This window comes from Paenibacillus naphthalenovorans, from assembly GCF_001465255.1.
In the GTDB taxonomy this organism is placed as follows: Bacteria; Bacillota; Bacilli; order Paenibacillales; family NBRC-103111; genus Paenibacillus_G; species Paenibacillus_G naphthalenovorans.
Map to the genome: position 1 here is coordinate 3,361,123 of NZ_CP013652.1, position 25,563 is coordinate 3,386,685.

22 protein-coding genes and 3 pseudogenes are annotated in these 25,563 nt (G+C 49.6%); 7 read left to right on the forward strand and 18 right to left on the reverse strand.

The genetic code is table 11. From position 1 onward, the window contains the following. Positions 1 to 5: 5 nt before the first annotated feature. The 8 genes from IJ22_RS16455 to IJ22_RS16490 are packed head-to-tail and all read right to left on the reverse strand — an operon-like array spanning position 6 to position 7,791. On the reverse strand, positions 6 to 1,610 hold the full coding sequence (locus IJ22_RS16455) for a nitrilase-related carbon-nitrogen hydrolase (RefSeq protein ID WP_062409597.1): 1,605 nt from the start codon (positions 1,608 to 1,610) through the stop codon (positions 6 to 8). After that, positions 1,603 to 2,562 (reverse strand): sll0787 family AIR synthase-like protein, encoded by a 960-nt coding sequence (locus IJ22_RS16460; RefSeq protein ID WP_062409598.1) that lies wholly within the window; start codon positions 2,560 to 2,562, stop codon positions 1,603 to 1,605. Before IJ22_RS16460 ends, IJ22_RS16455 begins: the two co-directional genes overlap by 8 nt. Beyond that, on the reverse strand, positions 2,555 to 3,703 hold the full coding sequence (locus IJ22_RS16465) for an MSMEG_0565 family glycosyltransferase (RefSeq protein ID WP_062411027.1): 1,149 nt from the start codon (positions 3,701 to 3,703) through the stop codon (positions 2,555 to 2,557). Before IJ22_RS16465 ends, IJ22_RS16460 begins: the two co-directional genes overlap by 8 nt. Before the next feature lie 29 nt (positions 3,704 to 3,732). Beyond that, positions 3,733 to 4,656: a methylenetetrahydrofolate reductase gene (locus IJ22_RS16470; protein ID WP_062409599.1), complete on the reverse strand. Its 924-nt coding sequence runs from the start codon at positions 4,654 to 4,656 to the stop codon at positions 3,733 to 3,735. A gap of 34 nt (positions 4,657 to 4,690) precedes the next feature. Then, positions 4,691 to 5,206: an MSMEG_0572/Sll0783 family nitrogen starvation response protein gene (locus IJ22_RS16475; RefSeq protein WP_054817402.1), complete on the reverse strand. Its 516-nt coding sequence runs from the start codon at positions 5,204 to 5,206 to the stop codon at positions 4,691 to 4,693. Positions 5,207 to 5,253: 47 nt separating this feature from the next. Continuing rightward, positions 5,254 to 6,210 (reverse strand): amidohydrolase family protein, encoded by a 957-nt coding sequence (locus IJ22_RS16480; protein ID WP_082660855.1) that lies wholly within the window; start codon positions 6,208 to 6,210, stop codon positions 5,254 to 5,256. Further along, positions 6,161 to 6,652, reverse strand: coding sequence for an MSMEG_0567/Sll0786 family nitrogen starvation N-acetyltransferase (locus IJ22_RS16485; RefSeq protein WP_062409600.1), 492 nt, complete (start codon positions 6,650 to 6,652; stop codon positions 6,161 to 6,163). The genes IJ22_RS16480 and IJ22_RS16485 overlap by 50 nt, the downstream gene beginning before the upstream one ends. Further along, positions 6,649 to 7,791 carry an MSMEG_0568 family radical SAM protein gene (locus IJ22_RS16490; protein WP_062409601.1) on the reverse strand — a complete coding sequence of 381 codons (1,143 nt, stop codon included), beginning with the start codon at positions 7,789 to 7,791 and terminating at the stop codon, positions 6,649 to 6,651. The genes IJ22_RS16485 and IJ22_RS16490 overlap by 4 nt, the downstream gene beginning before the upstream one ends. A gap of 280 nt (positions 7,792 to 8,071) precedes the next feature. On the opposite strand from IJ22_RS16490, the gene pdxR reads away from it, so the two are divergent. Beyond that, the gene (gene pdxR / locus IJ22_RS16495) at positions 8,072 to 9,514 is read left to right on the forward strand and encodes a MocR-like pyridoxine biosynthesis transcription factor PdxR (protein ID WP_062409602.1); all 1,443 of its coding nucleotides are present in this window, start codon (positions 8,072 to 8,074) and stop codon (positions 9,512 to 9,514) included. Positions 9,515 to 9,636: 122 nt separating this feature from the next. Here pdxR and IJ22_RS16500 read toward each other — a convergent pair whose 3' ends face one another. The 7 genes and pseudogenes from IJ22_RS16500 to IJ22_RS27230 all read right to left on the reverse strand — a co-directional run. Further along, positions 9,637 to 11,112: a protein adenylyltransferase SelO gene (locus IJ22_RS16500; RefSeq protein ID WP_062409603.1), complete on the reverse strand. Its 1,476-nt coding sequence runs from the start codon at positions 11,110 to 11,112 to the stop codon at positions 9,637 to 9,639. Positions 11,113 to 11,301: 189 nt separating this feature from the next. Further along, positions 11,302 to 12,831: an alkyl hydroperoxide reductase subunit F gene (gene ahpF / locus IJ22_RS16505; protein WP_062409604.1), complete on the reverse strand. Its 1,530-nt coding sequence runs from the start codon at positions 12,829 to 12,831 to the stop codon at positions 11,302 to 11,304. Positions 12,832 to 12,843: 12 nt separating this feature from the next. Continuing rightward, the gene (ahpC, locus tag IJ22_RS16510; protein ID WP_062409605.1) at positions 12,844 to 13,407 is read right to left on the reverse strand and encodes an alkyl hydroperoxide reductase subunit C; all 564 of its coding nucleotides are present in this window, start codon (positions 13,405 to 13,407) and stop codon (positions 12,844 to 12,846) included. 382 nt (positions 13,408 to 13,789) lie between these two features. Continuing rightward, on the reverse strand, positions 13,790 to 14,848 hold the full coding sequence (locus IJ22_RS16515; RefSeq protein WP_235594153.1) for a glycosyltransferase family 2 protein: 1,059 nt from the start codon (positions 14,846 to 14,848) through the stop codon (positions 13,790 to 13,792). After that, positions 14,845 to 15,306 (reverse strand): nucleotidyl cyclase domain-containing protein, encoded by a 462-nt coding sequence (locus IJ22_RS16520; RefSeq protein WP_062409606.1) that lies wholly within the window; start codon positions 15,304 to 15,306, stop codon positions 14,845 to 14,847. Before IJ22_RS16520 ends, IJ22_RS16515 begins: the two co-directional genes overlap by 4 nt. Further along, entirely contained in the window at positions 15,284 to 15,523 is a 240-nt protein-coding gene (locus tag IJ22_RS16525) for a hypothetical protein (protein ID WP_062409607.1), read from the reverse strand. The genes IJ22_RS16520 and IJ22_RS16525 overlap by 23 nt, the downstream gene beginning before the upstream one ends. 192 nt (positions 15,524 to 15,715) lie before the next feature. After that, positions 15,716 to 15,949 (reverse strand): annotated as a pseudogene (locus IJ22_RS27230) (FCD domain-containing protein); the annotation flags it as partial. 168 nt (positions 15,950 to 16,117) lie between these two features. On the opposite strand from IJ22_RS27230, the gene IJ22_RS16535 reads away from it, so the two are divergent. Beyond that, a complete protein-coding gene (locus tag IJ22_RS16535) occupies positions 16,118 to 17,338 on the forward strand; it encodes an IS256 family transposase (RefSeq protein ID WP_062409609.1) in 1,221 nt (406 codons plus the stop codon). 702 nt (positions 17,339 to 18,040) lie between these two features. On the opposite strand, the gene IJ22_RS16540 is transcribed toward IJ22_RS16535, so the two are convergent. The 3 genes from IJ22_RS16540 to IJ22_RS16550 form a co-directional block, all read right to left on the reverse strand. Then, a complete protein-coding gene (locus tag IJ22_RS16540) occupies positions 18,041 to 18,277 on the reverse strand; it encodes a hypothetical protein (RefSeq protein ID WP_062409610.1) in 237 nt (78 codons plus the stop codon). A 43-nt stretch (positions 18,278 to 18,320) separates the two neighbouring features. Next, positions 18,321 to 19,793 carry a cation:dicarboxylate symporter family transporter gene (locus IJ22_RS16545; protein ID WP_235594154.1) on the reverse strand — a complete coding sequence of 491 codons (1,473 nt, stop codon included), beginning with the start codon at positions 19,791 to 19,793 and terminating at the stop codon, positions 18,321 to 18,323. 62 nt (positions 19,794 to 19,855) lie between these two features. Further along, a complete protein-coding gene (locus IJ22_RS16550; RefSeq protein WP_137671314.1) occupies positions 19,856 to 20,590 on the reverse strand; it encodes a class I SAM-dependent methyltransferase in 735 nt (244 codons plus the stop codon). Positions 20,591 to 20,782: 192 nt separating this feature from the next. Between IJ22_RS16550 and IJ22_RS16555 the strand changes: the two are divergent. From IJ22_RS16555 to IJ22_RS26805, 5 genes and pseudogenes are all read left to right on the forward strand, one after another. After that, positions 20,783 to 21,754, forward strand: a pseudogene (locus IJ22_RS16555) (IS256 family transposase); the annotation flags it as partial. 117 nt (positions 21,755 to 21,871) lie between these two features. Continuing rightward, entirely contained in the window at positions 21,872 to 23,434 is a 1,563-nt protein-coding gene (gene istA, locus IJ22_RS16560; protein ID WP_145862542.1) for an IS21 family transposase, read from the forward strand. After that, positions 23,431 to 23,820, forward strand: a pseudogene (locus IJ22_RS16565) (ATP-binding protein); the annotation flags it as partial. The gene istA and the pseudogene IJ22_RS16565, both read left to right, overlap by 4 nt. A gap of 58 nt (positions 23,821 to 23,878) precedes the next feature. Next, positions 23,879 to 24,974 (forward strand): IS3 family transposase gene (locus IJ22_RS16575; protein ID WP_235594155.1). Its coding sequence is split into 2 segments (ribosomal slippage): positions 23,879 to 24,150 and positions 24,149 to 24,974, totalling 1,098 coding nucleotides; the frame shifts between segments, so codons are not numbered across the junction. 105 nt (positions 24,975 to 25,079) lie between these two features. Further along, positions 25,080 to 25,187 carry an ATP-binding protein gene (locus IJ22_RS26805; RefSeq protein WP_444980872.1) on the forward strand — a complete coding sequence of 36 codons (108 nt, stop codon included), beginning with the start codon at positions 25,080 to 25,082 and terminating at the stop codon, positions 25,185 to 25,187. Positions 25,188 to 25,563: the final 376 nt, after the last annotated feature.

Genomic DNA, 25,563 nt, shown 5'->3' on the forward strand with positions numbered 1-25,563 from the left:
GATTCTCATCCTTTCAAGCTTTGTAGTTCAGCCATGACCAGCCGGTCATACAAATGCGTTTTCATCCGCCGCAGGAATGGCCTGCTTCCGGGTACAGCCATCATTTCAGGCTGGAAGGCCTGCACATAAGGTTCCGGAGGCTCTATTCCTTCCAAGGCCACCTGACGATGCAAAAACAGCATACTTCCGGAAGAGCCTGCAGGCACAGCGCATGCTAATATCGCATCGTTCTCGAACGCCCAAATGCGCTTCATCCAGATTTCGCTGTCATGCTGTCCCGAACCGCTGACTGCAATGATATCCGCCCCTTGCTTGGCCAACACGCGATAAGCTTCCGGATAATCGGCATCCCTCCCGGTCAGAAGACCCACCCTCCCGAAAGGAACTTCAAAGGTGCGGAATCCGGTGCATTCCCGATGGAGATTGTGACGAACCTGTTTATAGGAACCGACGAACCCTTCAGGACCGACTAAGTACATGGCACATTCTCCCGAATCAGATGCCAAGACGCTCAGGGCGATATAACCTCGGAATAACCCGGCCAACAGCTGAAGCTCGTGTAAAAGTTTTTCCGCCCGATCCGTTCCCAAGGCGCTCAAGGCGGCTGTATCGATCTCAGGAAGGACATATAAACGGTTGGAGGTCATTAAACGCGGCTGAACCGACTCCAGCGATTGCCTCAATTGATCGAGGGTTCCGGATCCATCCCCATTCATGTCCAGCGGAAGGACGACGACTTCAAATGGAGACGGTTCTCCGATTGGACGCGTTTCCCCTTCTTTCCAAAGATACGGGTGAAGCAAAATCTCCTGATACGCTTCCGGTCTCCGGCCTCTCAGGATTCCCTTTCTCTTGTCCGGATCAGCCCGAACCGTCCCGTAGACAATCCCTTCACCCGATATCAGCGACTCCTGAACGGACCCATCGGCATCGATAATTGCGCTTCCTCCCGTAAATCGGGCGCCTCGTTCCGTATCCGAGCGGTTCGCCGCAATCCAGCACAAACCATTCTCCTTCGCGCGCAAGCACCAAGTCTTGCTTGGTCCGCCATTCCCGCTGCCAACCCAGTTTGTCGGAAAAGCGATCACGTCCGCTTCTTCTAACGCCGCGATCCGGGCAGGCTCAAAGTACATCGCATCCATGCAGATCAGCATAGCTATGTTTCCTATGGGGGTGGAAAAGACAGGAAACCCGTCATTGCCTTCCCTGGCCCATCGCGGATCGGCTGCGAAGAGGTGTGTTTTCCGATAGCTCCCAACCACGCCCTCCGGCCCTATAAGAACGGCGGAGTTATAGTACGCGCCTGTGGAGGGATCGACTTCCGGCAAGCCAGCGACGGCATAGCAGCCATACTCCCGGGTTACAGAGCAAAGGGCTTCCGTAGTCGGACCCGGGATCGTTTCGACATAGGGGGCGATTTCCTCCCGGTTCTTCCACACATACCCGCTGGAGGACATTTCCGGAAATACGACGAGCCGGGCGCCGTTTGCAGCCGCTTCCCGGAGAAGACAGGCCATGCGCTCGCGGTTCAACGACGTGTCCCCAAGCGACGGATTGAATTGAATCGCCGCCGCTTTGAAACCTGACGGAATGCGCGCTTTCCTATCCATGCCGGGCCACCACCAGGGATTCATTCGCCCAATCGATCAACACCACTTCCTCCGCACCGTTCCCGACAAGCACCCGGGTATCCGAAGTCAATTCGCCAACGACGGCGGCGGTGATTCCCTCCCTGGCAAAAATCGATAGGATCTCCTCCGAATGCTCAGCATCCGCCGCCAGAATGAAACCATACCCGGGAAACATTTGCAGCCATCGTTCGAGCTCCACGGCCTCCGGTTTCGGCACACGGTCGATATGGACATAAGCACCGCAGCCGGCATTTTCCGCCAGCATCGCAATTGTTCCTAACAATCCTGCATTGCTGATGTCTCTGGCGGCGACGGCCAGCCCCTTCTCCGCAATGGCAGGAAGCAGCTCCAGTTTTTTCAACAATGCCCAAGGTTCTTTGGCGCTGGTGCAGTCCCACTGTAAATAATGTTTATAAGGGGTTCCATCCAAATCTACCGCAGCGATCAAAGCTTGCCCGGCCCTGCCGCTCGATGCCCGCAGAAGATGAGTGGCTCTGCCGATGATGGCCGTCGCCACCCCTTCGGTTTCCTCGGGCAAATAATGCCCTCCGACCATAGGCACCCCCAGCTTGCGGCACCCTTCCGCCATTCCCTCGGCGATCAAAGAAGCTGTTGCTTCATCCGAAGCGCTCAGCATATTCACCATAGCCACAGGCCGGCCGCCCATGGCGTAAATATCGCTTACGCTTACGAGCACTGCGCAGTAACCCGCCCAGAGCGGATCCTCCTTCACCAGCCCAGGAATGATACCGTCACACGACATCAACAAGTAACCCTCGGCACTTGGAAGCACGGCGGCATCATCGCCGATCGGGTCCAGCATAGCTTTTGGATCCCACTGGAACTTTTGCAGGGGAATCTGAATATCCTTCTTTCTGCGAAATCCGGAGGATTCCGCCAGGTGGCTCACAAGCCTGCTTAACTCATTCATTCGACAGCACCCTCCGATACAAGTTGATATGACCTCCGGCCGTTTGCGGCCAAGTATATTGACGGGCCGTCATTCCGGCATTTTTGCGCAAACGGTCGGCCAAGGCGGGGTCATGGGTTAAACGAAGCATATTGGCAGCGATAGCCCTTGAATCCATGGGATCTGAAAGCAGCGCGTTATGTTCATGCGTCATAAATTCTTGAAACACTTCAATATTGGAAGCAACAACAGGAGTTCCGCTGGCCATGGCTTCAAGAATGGACAGCCCCCAGCCTTCCTTGATCGAAGGCTGAAGATACACATGCGCTAACCGGTATAAATGCTTGACTGTCCGATCATCGGGAGAGGGGATGATGCGCACGTCCGACCTGATCTCAGCAGGCAGGCTTTCCAGCAAACGTTCGAACCCGGTACGATAAGGCCGGTAATCGAACAGCGTCGTACCCCCTGCGATGACAAGCACGGCTTGAGGAATACGCTGTTTTACTTCAACAAAAGCCCGAAGCGTTTCGATCGTGTTTTTGCGGGGTTCGATGCCCCCAATGGTTAAGTAAACGATCTTCCCCTTTAAGGGGGCCAACGTCTCCGTATCGATGGAGCTTTCATCGGAAGTGAAGAACCGCTCGTCCACGCCGTTGTGGATCACCGTCGATGAACGCGAATACAGGCTTTCCAGCTTTTCCTTCCAACTTTGGCTGACCGTGACGATGGCCCTCGGCTGAAGCACCGATTGATGCTGGCATTCCACCAAGGCCGGGGTAACGAAATCGTCCAAATGATGGACCGTACGAAGAAAGAAGGGAACGAGACCCTTCTTTCCAAGTCGTGTCAATGCATTGGCGCTGATACAATCCTGCGCATGATGAATGTCGAATGCCTCCAACCGCTCCTTCTCTAACGCGTCGGTATACGTATCGATGTAACGAAGGATGCGGTCTTCAAATCCCTCATGTTCCCTGGTTTCAAACGGGAACACAGTTGTTTCCGTACCCACCGGACGGTAAAACTGCTTTGTGCCGTTTAAGCCCAAAGCAAAGACCGTAACCGAACATCCCTGTTCCTTCAGTGCCTCGGCTAAGGCCAGCGTGTGTACCACCCCGCCTCTGGGCTTTGTGTTGTAGGTATATAGAGCGACATTCACCTGACGCCACACCCTTTCGTACATATCACCTATGCGCTGGCAGCCGCCGTGGAGCTTTGCAGCAGCCCCGCGTATTGAACGACCTTGTTCACGCTGTCTTCCGCCCCGCCGATCGGCCGGATATGGATGCCCCGGATGCCTTCGATCTGCCGAAGCTGCTTAATCAGTTCGGCGGCAATATGCAGGCCCTCTTCGCTCGAGTCTGAAGCGGCGAGTCTTGCATGCAGCGAATCGGGGATCACAACGCCGGGAATCCGAAGCGCCTTCCCTACATGATCGGCATTACGCAGAGGCAAGATGCTGGCCATGATAGTGACCCGCTCATGCAGTCCGCGCCGCCTTGCCTCTTCCATCCATTCTCCGATCAGGTCCATATCGAAAACCAACTGAGTGCGAACAAAGCTCGTTCCGCTGTCCGCCTTCGCCTCCAAACGGTCAATGAGTTCCTTAATCGGTTTGCCTGCAATATTTTCAACCGTACCGATCGAAAATTGGGGAGGCTCCTGCATCGGCGTTCCATCAAAAAGCTTCCCTTCATCGGAAAAAATTCTGGCGTAGCGCACGAGCTCCATCGTCTCCAGATCATAGACTTCTTTGGCGTTTGGCTCCGTACCTACCTTAGCCGGGTAACCTCCCAGGATCGTAATATTTTTCACTCCGATGGCGGCAAGCCCCATCAGATCGCTCTGAATTCCCATTCGATTCCGATCGCGGAGGTTGATTTGTACAATTGGCTCCACGCCGACCTGACGTACGAAAAAGGCGCCGACTACCGGCGAAAGCCTGGCGATCGCAAGCAAATTGTCGCTTAAATCGACTGCATCCACATATCCGCGGTAACGTACCGCTTGTTCAACGAGGGGGCGAGGGTTCCAATCCCTCGGCGGAACAAGCTCGGCGGTTACCGCGAAGTGATCGGGATTCAATCGCCCTTTTTCCAAAAGGATCGTCATCGTTACCCACCTGCTCTTTCTGACGGAATGATGATTAAATTTGGAACGTACTCAGAATAAACGCTCCAGCCCGGGAGTATTCAATGAGACAATCCTGAAGATCAAGCGGATGAACCGGGATCGTCCCCTCAATGAGGTCTTCTTCGCGCAAACCGTGCAAACCGAGACCGAACCGGCACACGTACACTTTTCCGCCTTCTTTAATAAAAGTCGCTAACGATTCATTGTAATTCAGCTGGCCTCCGAAAGCGGCGCTGCCGACCGTAGGGAAGCCCCGGGTAGCCATCGCATTCATCGCGCCGGTTCCATAAAAATAAATGGCGGTTTCGTACCCTTTGCGCTGGGCGCGGATGGCCTGCAGGATGGCTACATAAGACAGGGACGACTCATGGGCAATTCCGTGCACCAGCGCAAGAAACTTTTCGCCGGGATTGGCCTTATAATCCGGAAATACCTTGGTGCCGCCGTACAGCTTCGTCCCAACCGGCAAGGACGGGTGCGGAATTTCATTCATCGATTTCAATTCGTTCTCAGTAAAGTTGGCAGTCATAGATTCATCTTCCTCTCGATATTTTTTATATGGTTAAGGGCTGGGCCCTAAGCCAGCTTGCTGAAATATTGCTCTTGGGCGTTACCCCAGAAGATTCTCTCTTTGATTTCTTCAGAGATACGCGCTCCTTGAATCTTCCAAAACTCGCTTTCATAGTCGCTCCAAGGCTCGTCGCAACCGAACATAATGCGATCGGCGCCTATCCCTGTCCGATCGACCTCCTGAAGCAGCTTGCGGACAGCAAAGCCGATGGCCCAGCTCGTATCCAGATAGACCCGGTAGCCGCCTTCAATCAGCTCCGACCAGCGGGAGAGCAGCCGGATATGCCCGCTGACGCCGCCGCCCATGTGAACAAGATGTATTTTCAACTCCTTGCCCCACCGCTTGATGATTTCAAAAAATCCCAGTATATCCGAGCCCCCGCCCGGGCTGGTATGGAAATGAATCGGAATATCCTTTTCCATCGCCGCCCGAAAAATCGTTTCGTGCAGCTTCGTCGTCGCCTCATCCCACTTGCGGGGGTCGGCTGTCCCTCCAAGCAGATAGCTCATCTTCAAAGCGGCAATGCCCGGCTCCTCCAAAAGCGTAAGCGCGTTTTCAGTCAGCTCCCGATTTTGCGGAAGTCCCGAAACCCATAAGGCTCCGGCGACCTTGCCTCCTCCCTGCCGGCATAAGCGCACGACCAGTTCATTGTGGGAAAAGGGTTGAGCCTGAACGGGAATACCGTAGTTCGGAATAATCAGGGTCTTCTCCATACCGCGGCACTTCATGAAATGATCCAGCTCTTCCGCCGTTGCAGGGCCGGGATCGGCGGGCGAAACCGGCACCTCCGACTCATAGAACGGCCAAGGCTCCAGATGGCCGACATGATTATGCACGCTGAACACCTTTCGGCCAAATCCCATGGTCAGCGGAATTTCGTGTGCATACTCCTCCGGTACCCGGGCGATCGATTCAACCTTGGATAAACTGACGCCGCTTCCTGCCTGATGCATCATACACATGCAAATTCGCCTCCATGATGTGATGCGGGTGATCATGTATCCAAATCAGTCCGCCCACCGTTTTCCAACCTAGCTTTTCAAAAAGCTTCACATTTTGCTGCTGCACTTTTGCCAAAAAACGCCGTACGCCCCGAAGCCTCATTTCTTCTACAGCGGCTTCGATCAAATATACCCCAACCCCCCTCAACCGGAATTCCGGTTTGACGGCAAGTCGTCCTCCCCACCATAGGGTAGGGTCGTCGTTGTCTGCGTAGCAGCGAACGGTTCCCATTAACGTCTCTCCATTCTTCCAGGCGTTAATGTAGATCGATGCCGGATCGTGCTCATCGGCGTCGGTTCCATCGAATAAATGCTGTTCGTCAACAAATACCTGCCGCCGTAGGGACAATGCGGCTTCAAGCTCATGCTCCGTTTTGGCTATACGCACCTGACAGCTTTTCATAGGCCCACCCCGGATGTCCCCCATTTTTCGAAGGAGGAGAGGGCCGAGCATGCTCCGCATTTTGCGCAGCCTGCTTGATTGGCTTCAGACGATAGCCCCTCCTCTGCCAAAATGGCGGCCACATTGCGATAGGCCTCCTCCATGTATTCGCTGGTTGGCGGCAGGGCATCTTCCAGTAACGTTCCTTGCAGTGGCCTTAAAGGGACGACGAACGGATAAACCCCAAGCTGCGCCGCACGCCGGCAGCCTTCCAATATGTTCTCGATACGCTCCCCCATTCCGAGGATGACATACGTGCTAACCTGATTTCTGCCGAAGACGGATACGGCCTTTTCGAACGCTCTAAAGTAGGTTTCCAGAGTGATCGCAGACTTGGACGGCATCATCCTGCGGCGAACCTCTTCATCGAAAGACTCGACGTGAAGCCCTATCGTTGTGGCCCCCGCATCCTTCAGCACCTGATACAGCGCCTCGTCATCGGGAGGCTCGCATTGAACCTGTACCGGAAGCCGGCTGACCTTACGGATGGCTTTGACGCATTCAGCCAAGTATAATGCTCCCCGGTCCGTCTCGTTCGGCGTGCCGGTTGTCAGCGTAACCTGCTTGATGCCGTCCAATTCCTCAGCCGCCTGGACAACCTCCGCCAGCTGCTCGGGTGTTTTCATGGCAACGGTAGTTCCCGCTTCCAGAGAGTGGCCGATCGCGCAAAACTTGCATCTCTGACTCGGAGCCCACCGGATACAGCTTTGAATAACTGTGCTTGCCAGCACATCGGAGCTGTGAAGCACCGCTATCTTGTTGTACGGAATGCCGTCCTTCGTTGTCCGGTCATAAAATTTGGGACGAGCGACCGGATCTACATACATCAGCTTTTTGCCGTTATATTGCAAGGTCAGCCCCTTTTCCGTACGAACAAGGGAGTAGGGCGAGGAGACCGCCGGACCGTTGAAGGTCGGCACCATCACCGTCCGGTCTCCCAGCATAAACGCCCGGTCGTCCGACGGGCCCGCACCCCCGCGTCTGCCGCCTTCAATAAGTCCGTTCGTGCGCAAGCCCTTGTTCTGAATATCCACCAACCAGTTGGAGCGGGATTGGCTCAGTATTTCTTCCCTTTCATCAGCATGATCATCCGGAGTCATAGTACCCATCCCTTCTTTCATTGACGTCCAATTTATATTTGTTAACTTATATAACATATATTACTGAATAATTTGTAAAACCACCTCATCCAGTACGCGATTTTTTTACTCATCCACTCAAAAAACCATAAAATACTTTACATCCTTCGTAATTCAAAAAATAAAAACCAAATTTATGGAAGAATACATTACATTGATGTATAATGATGACGTGTAATGATTTTGATTCGAGCAACAATCCGATGGTTAGGACTGCATGCTCAACCGTATGGAGGATGCTATGGAATGGAAGCCAAACAAAGTAGAAAGCGTACCGATCTATAAGCAAATTGCCGATTATATGGAAACCCGGATTATGAACGGGGAATATCCGAGCGGAAGCTGTCTTCCTTCGGAGCGTTTTCTCGCGGCAGAACTAGGCGTGAATCGCGGAACCGTCATCGCGGCTTATGATGAGCTGCTTGCGAGCGGACTCGTCAAGAAGGTGAAGGGGATCGGCACGGTAGTGAGCCAAGCGTTATGGGGAGAAGGACCTCAAAAGCGAATTCCGAATTGGGGGCAATATGTAAAAAGCGGCTTTTTCCAGATCAATAACCCGATTAACCAGCAAATCTATCAGATTATCCAGTCCAGAGATCACGTCATCAATTTCGCTATCGGGGAATTGGCGCCCGATCTTCAGCCTGTCAAGCTCATGCAGGACATCCATCGTTCCATGGAAATCAACGACTACTTGGGTTATGAGCACATGCAGGGGAATATAAAGCTGCGGGAAACGATATCCGCCCACCTGCGGAAATACAGGCGCATTGAAACGACCCCTTCCTCCATCATTATTACTTCCGGCGCCCAGCAAGCGCTGCATCTGATTATTCAATGTCTGTTAAAGCCCGGGGATGCCATAGCCATCGAGGACCCGTCCTATGCCTACTCCCTTCCTATCTTTCATTCGGCGGGTTTAAAAACGTTCTTATTGTCTCCCGGCCGGGAAGGCATCGATCCGGATGAAATCATCTCGTTATATAAAAGAACCCGGGTCAAAATGGTGTTTTTGAACCCTACCTACCAGAATCCGACCGGGACCACCATGTCTGAAGAAAGAAGAAAGAAAATCATCGAAATCTCCACCCAATATGGCATTCCTATCGTCGAAGATGACCCTTACAGCATTACCGGTTTTCAAGAACAGGCCATTGCACCGCTGAAATCGTTGGATCGCGACGGCGCTATTCTGTATATCAGCTCGCTGTCCAAAATTGCGGCGTCCGGTTTAAGAATCGGATGGATCGTAGGACCGCAGCCTGTCATTGACCGTTTAGCCGATGCCAAACAACAAATCGATTTCGGTCATCCGAATTACCCGCAATGGATATCGGAACGGCTGCTTGCATCCGAAGGTTTTGATGTGCATATCAGTCAACTTCGCGCTGGATTGAGGGACAAACGGGATCGAGTTGTAGAGGCTTTGCGTAGCGAGATAGGTTCATACATAGAATTTATCGAGCCTCAAGGCGGCATTCATTTATGGTGCGGACTAAAAGGGGAATGCGATGAACATGCGCTTTTCAGGGAATCGATTCAAAACGGCGTTATTTTTGCCCCTGGCACCACACTCGGCTCCAAGAAAGGCTTCATGCGATTTACCTACAGCCGCACCGAGACCCAAGATATCCGGGAAGGCATCCGGCGGTTTGCCGATGCCCTTAAACGTGTAATGAAATAGCTTAACCGGCAGATGGCGGCAAAACTTTTGTGCGGCAAGGAGCTAAAAATGATGATCACAGAAGAGACAGACGATAAACCATATTCAATGATTTATCGTCCAGTCTCATGCTTTTTTCTATATCAGGTACCGCAAAAGGTCCGGTAAGGACGGGCTGATGGCGCAGGAGGTGTGGAGTACTCAGCCTGTTCGGGGGAGTGCGCGTAGGGGCTCGAAAGAGCATCAAGAAACCGCTCCATCACGCTGTAGTCTCCCTGGTTCACCGCGGCCTCCAGCGCTTCTTCTGCCCGGTGGTTGCGGGGAATCAGCGCGGGATTGCTGCTGCGCATCAATTGATGCGAGGAGGCTTTTGATTCCTGCTGCCTGCCTAGTCTCGCCTGCCACAGCTCATGCCACTGGGCAAAGCCCGCGGTGCCAAAAAGAACCGCATCCTCGGGCTTATCAAACGTCAATGCGCGGAAGGTATTGGTGTAGTCCGCACGATGCTCTTTCATCAAATTGAGCAGCTCTTCAATAAGGGATTCATCCTGCTGTTCTTCGTTAAAGATCCCCAGTTTTGCCCTCATTCCCGAGAGCCAATTGCGGCGATACAACTCGGTAAAATCTGAAATCGCATCCTGGGCCAGTTCTACAGCCTGCTCCTCGTTGGCATGCAGCAGCGGCAATAGGGTTTCAGCAAATCTCGCGAGATTCCACGCGGCAATATACGGCTGATTGCCATAGGCATAGCGGCCATGAATGTCAATGGAGCTGAATACCGTTGCCGGGTCATAGGCATCCATGAAGGCGCACGGACCATAATCAATGGTTTCCCCGCTGATGGCCATGTTGTCGGTGTTCATCACCCCGTGAATAAAGCCGACGAGCTGCCATTTGGCAATCAGCACGGCCTGACGCCTGATCACTTCTTTTAGCAGGGAAAGATAGCGGTTCTCATCAGCCTCAACTTCCGGAAAATGTCTTTGCAATGTGTAATCAGCCAGAGTCCGGAGCTCCTCCACAGTACCCCAATTTGAAACGTATTGAAAGGTGCCGACGCGCAGATGGCTGGCTGCCACGCGGGTCAGAATTGCACCAGGCTGCTCGGTTTCACGCCTTATGGACTCGCCGGTTGTCACCACAGCCAGGCTGCGGGTGGTTGGAATACCCAGCGCATGCATCGCTTCGCTGATGATGTATTCGCGCAGCATCGGCCCAAGCGCCGCCCGGCCATCGCCAAGGCGGGAGTATGGCGTTTTACCTGAACCCTTAAGCTGAATATCGACCCGCTGGCCCAGGGGTGTGATCTGTTCGCCAAGCAGCAGAGCCCGGCCGTCCCCCAGCATGGTAAAATGCCCAAATTGATGGCCTGCGTAAGCTTGAGCCAGAGGCTCGGCACCATCGGGAATCCGGTTGCCAGCAAGCGCCGCAACGCCGTCATTGCTTTGCAGCGCTTGGACGCTCAACCCCAGGGACGCTGCCAACTGATCATTAAGAATGATCAACCTCGGTGAGCGTACAGGGGTTGGGTTAAGCCTGGTAAAGAATGATTCCGGCAGGCAAGCATAACTGTTGTCGAAGTTCCATCCTGTTTCGGTTGCTGCTTTTTTCTCTGTCATCGTTTCTCCTTTTTCATTTGTCTTTTTGTATCCCCTCATTGAACTATACCATAAGTCGGGCATGTTTATCGTATGGAGGTATAGAGCACCGTTCAACAAAGAAAAACGCCCCTTGGCGGGACGTTTCGATTAAAACGTAATGTACAATTTTTAACGAACAAGTGCAGGAAAAGCTGCTGTATACATTCATTAATTTCGGATTAGATAATCAAATGCGCCCAGGGCTGCATTAGCACCCGATCCCATTGAAATAATGATCTGCTTATACGGACTGTTCGTGCAGTCGCCTGCAGCAAACACGCCAGGTACGTTCGTAGCGCCGTGGCTATTCACAACGATCTCCCCGATGCGATTGCGTTCGACCGTATCGCCTAACCAATCGGTATTGGGTACAAGACCGATCTGAACAAACACGCCATCCAGTTCAATATGCTGAACCGTTCCTGTATCGCGCTCAATATAGGATATACCGTTCACCTTGTCGGTACCGGTAATTTCTTTGGTTTGAACGTTCTTCAGAACAGTGACGTTAGGCAGACTGTAAAGACGATCTTGCAGTACAGCATCAGCTTTCAGCTCCGGCATAAACTCCAGAACGGTGACATGGCTCGCAATGCCTGCGAGATCAATGGCCGCCTCAATACCGGAATTACCGCCGCCGATCACCGCTACGTGTTTTCCTGCAAACAAAGGACCGTCACAATGAGGACAGTAAGCTACACCTTTGTTCTTGAACTCCTCTTCTCCGGGTACGCCTACATTGCGCCAACGGGCACCCGTTGAAAGAATTACGGTCTTGCTCTTTAGAACAGCGCCGTTTTCGAGCTCGACTTCGATGAAATCCCTTTTCTCCAAACGCTTGGCGCGCTGTGATTTCATCACATCGATACCGTACTCTTTCACGTGCTCTTCAAGACTCGCTGCGAGCTTAGCACCTTCGGTATATTTAACGCTGATAAAGTTCTCTATACCTACGGTATCCAAAACCTGACCACCAAAACGTTCAGCAACAATGCCTGTGCGAATGCCTTTGCGTGCCGCATAAATCGCCGCACTTGCACCAGCCGGGCCGCCCCCGACAACAAGCACATCGTATGGAGCCTTGTCGGCAAAATCCGAAGCATCCGGAGCACTGCCCAATTTGCCGAGAATATCCTCAATTGTCATGCGACCGCTGCTGAAGAATTCACCATTGAGGTAAACCGTTGGCACAGCCATGACGTTTTTGCTTTCTGCCTCCGCTTTATACGCCGCACCGTCAATCATGGTATGCGTAATGCCCGGATTGAGGATGCTCATCAAGTTCAGTGCCTGAACAACATCAGGGCAGTTGTGGCAGCTCAGGCTGATATAGGATTCAAAATGATATTCGCCGCTGATGTTTTTAATCTGGTCAATGACGTTCTGTTCAACCTTTGGAGCTCTACCGCTAACCTGCAGCAGAGCCAACACCAATGAAGTAAATTCGTGTCCCAGAGGGATACCGGCAAAGGTTACACCGGTATCTTCCCCCACACGATTTACACTAAAGCTCGGTGTTCTCGGTAATGTGGCTTGTTCAACCTTTATTCTGGAAGACATGGTGGCTAGTTCATCCACCAAGGCCAGCATGTCCTTAGACACCGCATCGGACCCTGCGCTGACTTTGATCAGCACGTCGCCTTCCAAGAGTTGAAGATATTGGTTAAGTTGTGCCTTAATGTCTGCGTCCAGTACCATTCGACCAGCCCCTTAAATCTTTCCTACAAGATCAAGGCTTGGCTTAAGCGTTTCAGCACCCTCCTGCCATTTTGCCGGGCAAACTTCACCTGGATGATTTCTTACATATTGTGCTGCCTTGACCTTGTTTACAACAATGCTTGCATCGCGGCCGATGCCGCCGGCGTTAATTTCAATGGCTTGGATAATACCGTCCGGGTCGATAATAAACGTACCGCGGTCAGCAAGACCTTCCGACTCGATCAGCACATCGAAGTTGCGGGAAATCGTATGTGAAGGATCTCCGATCATAATGTAAGTAATTTTGCCGATCGTTTCCGAGCTGTCGTGCCATGCTTTATGAGTAAAATGGGTATCGGTTGAAACGGAATACACTTCAACCCCGAGTGACTTCAAGGTTTCGTATTGGTTTTGAAGATCTTCCAGCTCGGTCGGGCAAACGAATGTGAAGTCTGCAGGATAGAAGCAAACTACACTCCATTTTCCTTTAAAATCGGCTTCTGTTACTTCGATAAATTTACCATTGTGATAAGCTTGAGCTTTAAACGGTTTTACTTCAGTTCCAATGAGAGACATAATTCATTCCTCCTAAATGTAGTTTGAAAATTATAAATAGCTGTTTATATTGATTTCGCTATTTATAATGATTCTTATTTAATTATATAGACATGATATCACTGACAGCCCATTTGTTCATGAAGGAACTATGAAGACAAAATGAAACTTTTATGAAGATTGAGGGATTCATCGGAAATACGATAACCCATTCCATAAAATAAGGTGCCCATTTGCTTATGATCTTATGTTATTTGTTTAAAGCGTTCCGTCTTATCCCATACCGGTTCAAGCTTAGAGCGTTTCAATTTGATTTGGCAGTAGATGCCTCTCAGAAATAAAAACAACCAGAACTGAGCGTAAGAAAAGTACATCAAGAACGAAAAAAGCAAGTCAATTGGGGTTATTTTTTGTCGGACATTTGCGCGGTCACCAGCTGCACAAAGTACATTAACCAGGCCTCGAACCAAAGGATGAGCAGCGGCACGGTCGAGCTCCCTTCCACATGTCCAAAAAGCCCAAGCACGAACCACAAATCCGAAACGAGCAGAAACACGACAAAAAGAATATACACGGTCAGTAATTGTACCGAATGAATAACATTTTTCCCCTTGAACAGCCGGGGATTCTTTAACGTTTTCTCGATCAAATAAAGGTTTCCCTGCATCCAACGCGTCCGCTGCCGCAGCCATATGCTGAAGCTCTCGGGCTCCTGTTCCCAAGTGCGGGCTTCCGGCACGATAGGCAACAGACCGCCCAAGTCCGTTAAAGTTAACGTTAAATCTGCATCTTCCGCTAACGCGTAGGGATCATAGCCGCCTGCTTGGGTCAATGCATCTCTTTTGGTTCCAGTTAAAGAGCCGAGCTTGAACATCCCCCATCGGCCTGATTGCATAAGAAGCTGAAAAGCTGAAAATTCCAAAGCAATCATACGAGTCAACGCATTCTTGGTCTCGTTGATCGTCTTCACGTAGCCAACTGCTCCGACTGCTTTAGGCGTTGTCTCTGCAGCCTCCACGAGCAATCGTAACGCTTGCGGCTCAGGCTGATTGTCAGCGTCATACACGGCGATATATTCGGATTCGCTGATCGATATGCCGTAGTTCAGCACCCGAGACTTGCCTTTTGGCGTGCCTGGCGGCACCTGGATATAATGGATATTCGGAAACGAGTCCGCGTAATACTGCGCAATCTCACCGGTTTCATCCTGTGAATTGTCGTTAAGCAAATAAATTTGGACGTCTCCCGGATACTCGATTTTGCTCATAGCATGCAGAGTATCCGCAATGACAATGCCCTCATTGTGAGCCGGGATCAATACAGCGACGCTGGGATAAGATTCTAACCTCACGAACTTTCGTTTCTTGGAACGGTATAACACCCCGGATATCGTGAGCGTCGAGTAATAAAGCAGCAGCAGCCAGAAACTGATTGATATCGTGGTGAGAACTATTGTCATCATACGGCTTTGCCCCCTCTTAGAGGGGAAATCACTTTTTCAAATTGCTCCCATTCGTCAATCGCCAGCTCGTTCACCGTGATGTCGAACAACTCCGGCTTCAAGCTGCGATCTTCTGCAATCTTTTTATAAAACCGGTCTAACACTACTTCTACGCCTGACTGATTCGTGTTCGTTAACAATATGATCGCCCGATGTCCGCCGTAATTACCGACGAGGTCATAATTTTTTCTTGTGGAATCCAGCAGCTTAGCCACCATCTTCTCATAAACGACACGCTTTTTGTATTGGGGGTCCTTGCTGTCCATATGTAGTTCGCAAATGATGTAATAGCCTGTTTCTTTGCGGCGCTTCATACCGGAGAACAGCAGCTTTGCTCTTTCCATAAACTCTGCAAATGTTAACACGCCTGTCACGGGCTCCAGCTTTCTTAATGATTCAACCTCTTTTTGAAGCGCCAATGAGCGTTCCCTTAATTGATTGATATGATGCCCCAAGCGAATAAATAAGCTGTACCACAAGCTTCTCCCATTGGAACCATACATCAACCGTTTTGCCCCAATTTGCTGCAATGTTATAAAATGCAAGCCCCAAAACATACGCAATCAATGCCGCAAAACCCGCCATCGGACGAAAAATAACATTAATCAAGCCGATAACCAGGAGCGAACCGGCCATAAAAATGAGCTCCGCTTTGTCAGGTAACTAGCCGCAAGCAAAAATGACAAAATGACGAAGGATAACATAAAACACAAGTTAAGTTAATTCATAGAGTGTCACCTTACAGCAGTAAATCGTTGTTTAAACTGTAGTATAAAATTAAACCGTGCATGAATCACTGCGATTCTAGACGGTTCTTTATATTCGATCTTATGAATTGGTAAACGTTCTTTGGATCAATGAGGTGAAAGTTGAGATATGTGCTTCCATCAGGGTACGCGCACCCGCCGCATCTTTTTCTGTGATTTTATCGATGATCAGCTGATGTTCAGCAATGCTCCTTGTCCGATACGGAGGAAACGAAGAAATATTGCATAAGAAAAAGTCGTTTAAATCCCATTGGCTTCGTGTCATGTTAAGCAATTTCTCCGAACGGGACATTTTGAGAAGCTCTCTGTAATGACCGGTCGTCTGGAAACCTCAAGGTCATCAGCGATTCATAAGTACGAACCGTTTTCGATAATGATATTTCCCTCATTGAGTCTGTAAAATAAAATGTGTAAACTCTCAAACCTGATAAAATGAAAGTAATAGAAAGGTTGGGGAGCACACATGGGATTATGGAGTAAAGAGCAGCTTAGGGCCTTCATTAAGGAGAACAAGCTAGTGACCGCACAGGACGCGCAGAATGCTTTGAAAGACTTATTTGCCGAGACGCTGCAAGAGATGCTGGAGGCCGAGATGGAAACGCATCTGGGCTATGAGAAGCATGACGTGAAGAACAAACAGACGACCAACAGCCGCAACGGAAAGAGCAAGAAGAAGATCACCAGCGAATACGGCGATCAGGAGATTGCCGTGCCCAGGGATCGTCTGGGCGAGTTCGAGCCGCTCGTGGTAAAGAAGCATCAATCCAACGTCACCGGCATCGAAGATCAGATTATCGCCTTATACGCCAAAGGCGTGAGCACGCGGGAAATCCAAGATCACCTGCAGAATCTGTACGGTATCGACGTTTCGCCGACGATGATCTCGAACGTCACGAACAAAATCGTTCCGCTCATCAAGGAGTGGCAAAACCGTCCGCTGCAAAGCGTGTATGCCGTCGTCTTCCTTGACGCCATTCACTTTAAGGTCAAGCAAGACGGCGCTATTGTGAACAAGGCCGCCTACATGGTCATCGGCATCGATCTGGATGGTAACAAGGATGTGCTGGGCATGTGGATCGGCGAGAACGAATCGGCCAAGTTCTGGCTCAGCGTCTTAAACGACCTAAAGAATCGCGGCGTACAGGATATTCTCATCACCTGTGTCGATAATCTTACCGGTTTCTCTCAGGCCATTGCCGCCTGCTATCCGAAGACGGAGATTCAAAAGTGTATCATTCACCAAATCCGCAACTCGACTCGCTACGTGTCCTATAAGGATCTGAAGAAGGTAACAGCTGATCTGAAGCCGATCTACAAAGCGGCGACGGAGGAGATGGCGCTTGTGGAGCTGGATCGTTTCGAGGAAACATGGGGCGCTAAATATCCGCTCATCATCCGTTCGTGGCGCAGCAATTGGGACGAGCTGGCTACCTTCTTCAAGCACCCTCCCGAACTGCGCAAGCTCATCTACACCACCAATATGATTGAGAGCTATCATCGCCAGCTTCGCAAGGTAACGAAGGGAAAGAGCATTTTCCCCAGCGACGAGGCTCTTCTGAAGATGCTTTATCTTGTAACCATGGATGTCACCCGTAAATGGACGGGGCGTGTCCAAAATTGGGGACAGATGCTGCTGCAGCTATCCGTTTTCATTCCGGATCGAATCGGGCAGCACTTGCCGTAAGGGGCCAATCTCCCCTAGGGCAGATTCCTTTATACATGAGTTTACACAAAATTATTGACAGACCCCCCTCATTACCACAATAACTCCCCACCTTTCTATCTATATTAATTATACATAATTTTTGGATATATACCTTAGTTTATATGAATGCGAAACCATCTTTTTATCGATTCCTTCGGTTAACCAGATAAATGCACACCGATCCCAATACCTGAGACTTCACCTTATGAAACCGCCGCGAGACTGATGACAACGACTCCAACAAAGCCCAGAACCAATCCTATTGATTTTTGAATGGTAAGAGGCTCGTTCCAAGAAATGACCAGGAAGCAGTTTCCCGCCATTTCGCAGGCGGCATTTCTGCAGACAATTCGAGCACATAATGAATGGATTCATGACGGTTAGGATGCCTAGTAGCCGAACCCCGCATCGTGTCAAGTGTTGGCGGATTCAGCGCAACCTTGCGATTGCGGTTATGAAGTGACTTCGCGTATTTCACAGGCCTCCCCAGATATGAACGTCATCTTTCCGCCCGCGCTTGCCCAAGTTTACGACTGCAGTCCTTGGCAGCTTTGGATTTCATCATGCTATGGTGATTCATCCGACTGCAACCGCCTCTAATTGGGTTCGTGTACCTCAAGCCGTGCGTTTGCCTCCAGCTTCCTTCAGATTCCGCCTCGCGACGGACATCCTTGCTCTTGGCTAATGGTAGGCGCTTGCCAGCCCCCATTCCGAACTTTCACCGTAGAGATGACGCCCATGCTGGGCGTACATACGACAAAAAAGCTTGATTCCGCAATCAAGCTTTTTTGATACCCAGAATATTTCTCGCCTCAGCCGGAGTTGCCGTTTCTCTTCCAAGCTCCAAAGCAAATTCGATAATTGCGCGTTACTCTTCACCAACTCTTTATACTTAAAATAAACAATAATAACTTCCATCGAGCTTCTTCCTGTCCGTCAAGGCCCCATTCGAGCAGCCGTTTCAGATCGCTGGCTTTTTATTTACATCTGCAAAGTTAGTATCACCGAGAACGTACGTAAGTCTACCGTCGAGCGCGTTTTCCGCCTGATGCTTATTAAGCAAGCCCTCCCAACGCGCAACGAAAAAGGCGGCGACAGCATACCCTATAATATTGACTGTTGTCCGATAATTTCCCATGAATCGGTCTGGCGCAAGCATCAGGGCGACTGCGGCCATCGGTATGGAACCTGTTGCCGCCGCAGTTGCTGACAGTGCAACAAATGCGGAGCCCGGTATTCCAGCCATCCCCTTGGACGTTAACAGCAGAACTCCCAGAAGCACAAGCTGTTCGGCAATGCTCAAATCGGTGCCGGTTGCTTGGGCGAGAAAAACCAGTGCCAGCGATAAATAGATTGAGGCCCCGTCCAGATTGAACGAATAACCTGTAGGCACCACAAGTCCGACAACAGCGCGATTGCAGCCGGCGCGTTCGAACTTATTCATCAGCTGCGGCATGACCGCTTCCGTTGAACCTGTTGCAAACGCGAGAAGAATCTCCTCCCGGACGTAGAGAATTAGTTTCCAGAGACTGAGACCAACGTATACCCGCATGATGATGGCTAATATAATGAGAAAGGCAAGACACGCGACGGTCATGGCAATAAACAGTTTACCGAATGAAAGGAGCGTGTTAATCCCGTACTGACTGACAGCGAAGGCCAATGCGCCAAATGTCGCTAGCGCCGTAAGCTTCATGATATAGCCCATAATTTGGAACATGACTTTGTTGGCATGTTCGAGGAAATCGACCAGAACCTCCGACGTCCGTCCGCCAATATGGATGATTGCAAAACCGCATAAACAAGATATGAGCAAAACTTGCAATATCGAATTGTTTGCGAACGCTCCGAGGGCGCTTTCCGGAATCATATTCAGGAAGAAATCCGTCGTGCTGGGAAGCTGCGAGCCCTTGGTCGCTTTAGTGACTGCATCCGTTGATAGGGTATCGGTATTGACATTCATTCCTGCACCGGGATTCATTAAGTTTGCAACGACCATGCCGATGATCAGCGCCAAGGTAGTTACGATTTCGAAGTAGAGGATCGTTTTTCCTCCCATTCTTCCGACGGCTTTTATGTCACCGACCTTGGCAATACCAACGACAACAACTCCAAAAACAAGTGGTGCAATAATCATTTTGATCAGTTTGATGAAGCCATCGCCTAGCGGCTTTAGTGCAACGCCGATGGTCGGCCAAAAATAGCCCACCAAAATACCCGCGACGATCGATGCAATAATCTGAAAAAACAGGCCTTTATAAAAGGGCTTCTTTATTTTCTCAGTTTGCGCATGCATAATTCTTTTTCCTCCTTCTAACTTTTTTACGTAATTTTTTATAACATTAATTGTTCGTTTATATAACTTATTATAATGAGTTTGTTTTACACATTCATCATGCGGAATGAACAAAATTAAAATTTCCTTTGTTTGCATTGCACAAAATCTGCTTTCTGAGATATTTTTTTGTTATTTTATATAACATTCAACGTAATGAATTAATGGACGGCAATCCCTCTATCCGATGGATCAAATGGAATCGGGTAAAAAAAACGAGTGGTATCAGGAATAATTTCCTGATACCAGCTCGCGACTAAAATGTCCAAATCGACTGTAATCTCTGTTAAATTTCGATATTTAAAAGCATCAAACCGCACTTTATCCATAGACCAAGTGAGAGGAGTCATCTGAATCAAGAATGGAGCATTGGCCAAGTCGCCTACAAGCCAAATCCGATTTTTATATCTCTTGGAAGCCATAATAATCCCTTCCTTGGAGATATCGAGCCCAACGCCTACCGGTGACCGACTCCTGCATCCGTCCAAAATCTTCTGCAGATGTGAGCCTTCCCCACAGCCTAAATCTGCAACCAGTAAAGAATCAGAAGAAACACCAGTATGTTCCCCGATCACTTTCGTAATCTTTTTGTGCACAGCATTGTATAAGTTGCTTTCCATAATGATGTGGCGCCTGGCTTCAAACAATTCCTTTTTGTAATGACTATTGGAAGGATGAGGCGTCAAGTTCAGATATCCATATTTTGTAATATCAAACGTATGCTGCTTGGAACATATCAGGCTCTTAAAATCAACAAATTCAGAGTAAAGGGAAGAAGACCCATCTATATTTGTATAGGGGTAAGCTAAAATAGCCGCCGCAAAATAAACCTCCCCTGTACAAGGGAAAGCAATCCACATAAATAAAGAAAGGCAGAACGATCCGCCTTTCTTCACAATACAGTTTTGTATTGAAATGAAGATTATTAAAAATGGGCAGACTAATCCCGTTTACTCTGTACGGACAAACAGAGTCTTTGAACGTATGAAATTACCGGTTCAAAGTCGGGATACGAGAGTCTGTAAAATAAAATGTGTAAACTCTCAAACCTGATAAAATGAAAGTAATAGAAAGGTTGGGGAGCACACATGGGATTATGGACAAAAGAGCAGCTTAGGGCCTTCATTAAGGAGAACAAGCTGGTGACCGCACAGGACGCGCAGAATGCTTTGAAAGACTTATTTGCCGAGACGCTGCAAGAGATTCTGGAGGCCGAGATGGAAACGCATCTGGGCTATGAGAAGCATGACGTGAAGAACAAACAGACGACCAACAGCCGCAACGGAAAGAGCAAGAAGAAGATCACCAGCGAATACGGCGATCAGGAGATTGCCGTGCCCAGGGTTCGTCTGGGGGAGTTCGAGCCGCTCGTGGTAAAGAAGCATCAATCCAACGTCACCGGCATCGAAGATCAGATTATCGCCTTATACGCCAAAGGCGTGAGCACGCGGGAAATCCAAGATCACCTGCAGAATCTGTACGGTATCGACGTTTCGCCGACGATGATCTCGAACGTCACGAACAAAATCGTTCCGCTCATCAAGGAGTGGCAGAACCGTCCGCTGCAAAGCGTGTATGCCGTCGTCTTCCTTGACGCCATTCACTTTAAGGTCAAGCAAGACGGCGCTATTGTGAACAAGGCCGCCTACATGGTCATCGGCATCGATCTGGATGGTAACAAGGATGTGCTGGGCATGTGGATCGGCGAGAACGAATCGGCCAAGTTCTGGCTCAGCGTCCTAAACGACCTAAAGAATCGCGGCGTACAGGATATTCTCATCACCTGTGTCGATAATCTTACCGGTTTCTCTCAGGCCATTGCCGCCTGCTATCCGAAGACGGAGATTCAAAAGTGTATCATTCACCAAATCCGCGACTCGACTCGCTACGTGTCCTATAAGGATCTGAAGAAGGTAACAGCTGATCTGAAGCCGATCTACAAAGCGGCGACGGAGGAGATGGCGCTTGTGGAGCTGGATCGTTTCGAGGAAACATGGGGCGCTAAATATCCGCTCATCATCCGTTCGTGGCGCAGCAATTGGGACGAGCTGGCTACCTTCTGTAACCGGTAAAATAAAATCAACAGAAAACGACAAATAAGAATGAACACTCTTTACCCCTCATACTCGACCTCGTATCATTTTGGTAGATAAAACATCAATAGGGTGAGGAAGAGTATGAGACGCTTAGAGAGGTGGCATATGTACTTCTCCATTCAACGGATGAAGCAAGAAGGATTAAAGATTACCCAAATTGCCAGAAGATTGGAGCTATCCAGAAATACGGTGTACAAGTTTATCGAGATGAATCCCGATCAGTTCAGTGAGTATCTGGAACAGCTAGAGAGCAGGAAAAAGAAGCTGGATGGTTATGAAAAAACCATTGTAGAGTGGTTGCGGGAGTACCCCGATCTCTCTGCTGCACAAGTACAAGATTGGCTTAAAGAACGGTATCAGGTGGGAAATATCTCTGAAGGTACGGTAAGGAATTATGTGCGAGAGCTTCGGAGCAAGCATGGCATTCCGAAAACGATGCAGATCAGGCAGTACGAAGCGGTAGAAGATCCTCCTATGGGCCACCAAACTCAGGTAGACTTTGGAGAGACGAAGCTTCGCAACCCGCAAGGAAATCTGGTTCGACTTTGGTTCATCGCCTTTGTGTTGTCTCATTCGAGATATAAATATGTTCAGTGGCAGGACCGCCCGTTCACCACGAAGGACGTCATTCAGATGCACGAAGATGCGTTTTCCTTCTTCGGTGGATTTCCGAAGGAACTTGTCTATGATCAGGATCATTTGCTTTTGACCAGTGAAAATCATGGAGATCTCCTGCTCACTCATGAATTTGCGGGGTATGTGAAGGAGCGAGGTTTCCAAATCCGGATGTGCCGGAAGCAAGATCCTGAAAGTAAGGGCCGGATTGAAAATGTCGTGAAGTATGTAAAAAGAAATTTCGCACGTCATCGCCTGTTCAGCCACGTAGATAAATTGAACGAAGACTGTGTTGCCTGGCTTCATCGCACAGGAAATGCCTCGATGCATTATACAACGAAAAAAATACCGGCCGAAGTGTTTGCTCTTGAAAGGGAGCACCTCCGCCCGGTCCACACAAAAATAAACCCGTTACCATCAAGTATAACAAGGACCGTTCGGAAGGACAACACCATTTGGTATGAAGGAAACCGCTACTCCGTCCCTTTGGGAACCTATGACGGTATAGATAAACGAGTGGGCATTCAGGTAACCGAAGCTAGCCAATTGAAAATTTACGACGTGGAGACTGGCCAGGTTCTGGCGGAACATCCGCTTGGGTCCGGCAGTGGAAAACTGATTCAAAACACGAACCACAAACGGGATCGAACCAAGGGAATAGCCGCTTACATCCAGACGGTAGCCGAAGCATTCCCTGTTCCAGAGACGGCCGTGCCCTTTCTCCATGAGATCTACAAACGAAAGCCAAGGTATATCCGTGACCAACTGCAGCTCATTGGGCGGGCATTGGAAGGGGCGGATTCCAAAGCGATGGAGAAGGCACTTCATTACTGCGTGAAGCATCGGTTATACCGGGCGACGGATTTTGCAGATGCCGTAGAACACTACAAACGGCCACAGCAGCAGACATCCGTTTCCCAGCCCCCTGTCAAACCGCTTATGGACACCGATACGAAGAAGCGGCAGGTAAAGCCTCGAGTTCGGGATTTTTCCGCCTACAAGGCAATTCTTTCAGGAGGACAGCGATGAGTGAAGCAACGTTTGAGCTTAGACAGGCCTTACGCAATCTAAACTTAACCGAGGCCGCGCAAGTCATTGAACAGACCCTGATGGACGCAGAATCCAAGGAGTGGACATGTCGTCAGTTTCTCGGGCAGCTTCTACGGCACGAACTGAACCGCCGCGAGGAGAAACAACTTGCCAAGCGATACCGATGGGCACTTTTGCCGGAGATCAAAACGTTGGAGGAGTTCCGACTCGAAGAACAGCAGTCGCTTAGCAAACGGCAACTCAGCCAACTGCGAGAATTACTCTGGTTGGAACAAAACTACAACCTCATCTTCCTTGGTCCACCAGGCGTCGGGAAGACACATCTTGCGATTGGCCTTGCCGTGGAGGCCCTAAAGAAGGGTTATATATAATGCTCCCATAGGTTGAGACACGGGAGAGTGATAAATAAGTTATAATGAAGCTATGGAAAAACGGAACCGATATACCTCAGAGTTTAAGACAAAAGTTGTGCTGGAGGTCCTCCGGGAGGAGCAGACCGTCAACGAGATTGCTGCCAAGTACGAAGTAAGCCCGGTTATGGTTAGCCGATGGAAAGCTGAATTTCTTGAGCGTGCTTCTGTCGTCTTTGAGAAGAAGACAAGTGAAGTCGACAAACTGAAGAAAGAGTACGAGAGCAAGCAAGAGCATCTAGAGAAGCTGGTTGGCCAACTCACGGTAGAGGTCGACTGGCTGAAAAAAAAATCTGGCCTCAAATGAACCGCTCGAAGCTCGAAAAGCCTTGGTGGAGCGTGATAACAATGAAATTACCATTAAGCGCCAGGCCGATCTGCTGAACGTGAACAGGACAAGCGTTTATCGCCCTAGTCAAGAGAAAAGTGAAAGCGAAGAGAATGTACAGATCATGCACCAGATCGATGAAATCTATATGAAACACCCTTACTTTGGTTATCGGCGGATGACCCGATTCCTTCGAGATCGAGGCTTTGAGGTGAATCGTAAGCGCGTACGGCGTCTCATGCAGCACATGGGGCTTGAAGCGATCTATCCGAAGCCGAACTTGAGCAAGCGATTCCACGCAAAATATGTTCGCCCCTACTTGCTTCGGGGCTTAACCATTAACCGGCCGAATCAGGTCTGGGGAATCGACATCACCTATCTCCGGATGGGGAAAGGCTTCATGTATCTGTTCAATATCATCGATTGGTATAGCCGCAAAGTGATCGACTACGAGCTATCCAGTACGCTTGAGAAAGGCTTTGTTTTGAGGTGTCTCAAGCGCGCATTTAGCCGCTGTAAGCCCGAGATCATGAACAGCGATCAGGGCTCCCACTTTACCAACGCTGAATACCTTGAGCTACTGGAGAAAGAAGGCGTCAAGGTATCGATGGATGGTAAGGGGCGTGCGACGGATAACAGCCGCACAGAGCGATATTTCCGCTCGCTCAAATACGAATGCATCTTCTTGAATGAATACGAAGACCCTCGCGCGCTGCGCAAAGGGATAGTTCGCTATGTCCAATTCTATAACCAAGAACGCCCTCATCAATCTCTCAAATGAAGCAAAGCCCGATCAATTTTACGCGCATTCTATTGAAAAAACCGCATCCTAATTTACTAGATTACGAGAATGGAGGACATAACTTAATCCTCAAAAAATCGTGTCTTGACAATGGGGAGCATTACACTAGACCGCATCCTACACAAGAGTGAAATTATTCAACTGCAAGGTGACAGCTATCGTCTTAAACATCGGCAAACGATTTTCAGCTAAAAGTGTTCAATCTTATTTATCGAAAAATGTTCAAATGGACTTGACGGTTACATTCCTGCGGGATCCCAACAGTAAACCTCAAACAACGCAGACAGGATACACTGTAGAACTGAACTTCTTGCGTGAAAATCTGGACAAGTTAAAAAAATTGACCGAAAACAATAAATTACCGCTTATATTAGACCAGAGAATTTATTCAAAAACTTCTCAGTTTTTCGTGAAGAGCGTTAAGATGAATGAAGACATTTACGGCATGTTCACTCAGTATTGTGATGAAAACTACCCGCACTTCAGGCTTCAGGATCTAATCGCTCAGTCATTGTTGGATTTCATTGAGAAATACTAATAAAAAAAGAGCCTCGGAAACCACTTATCG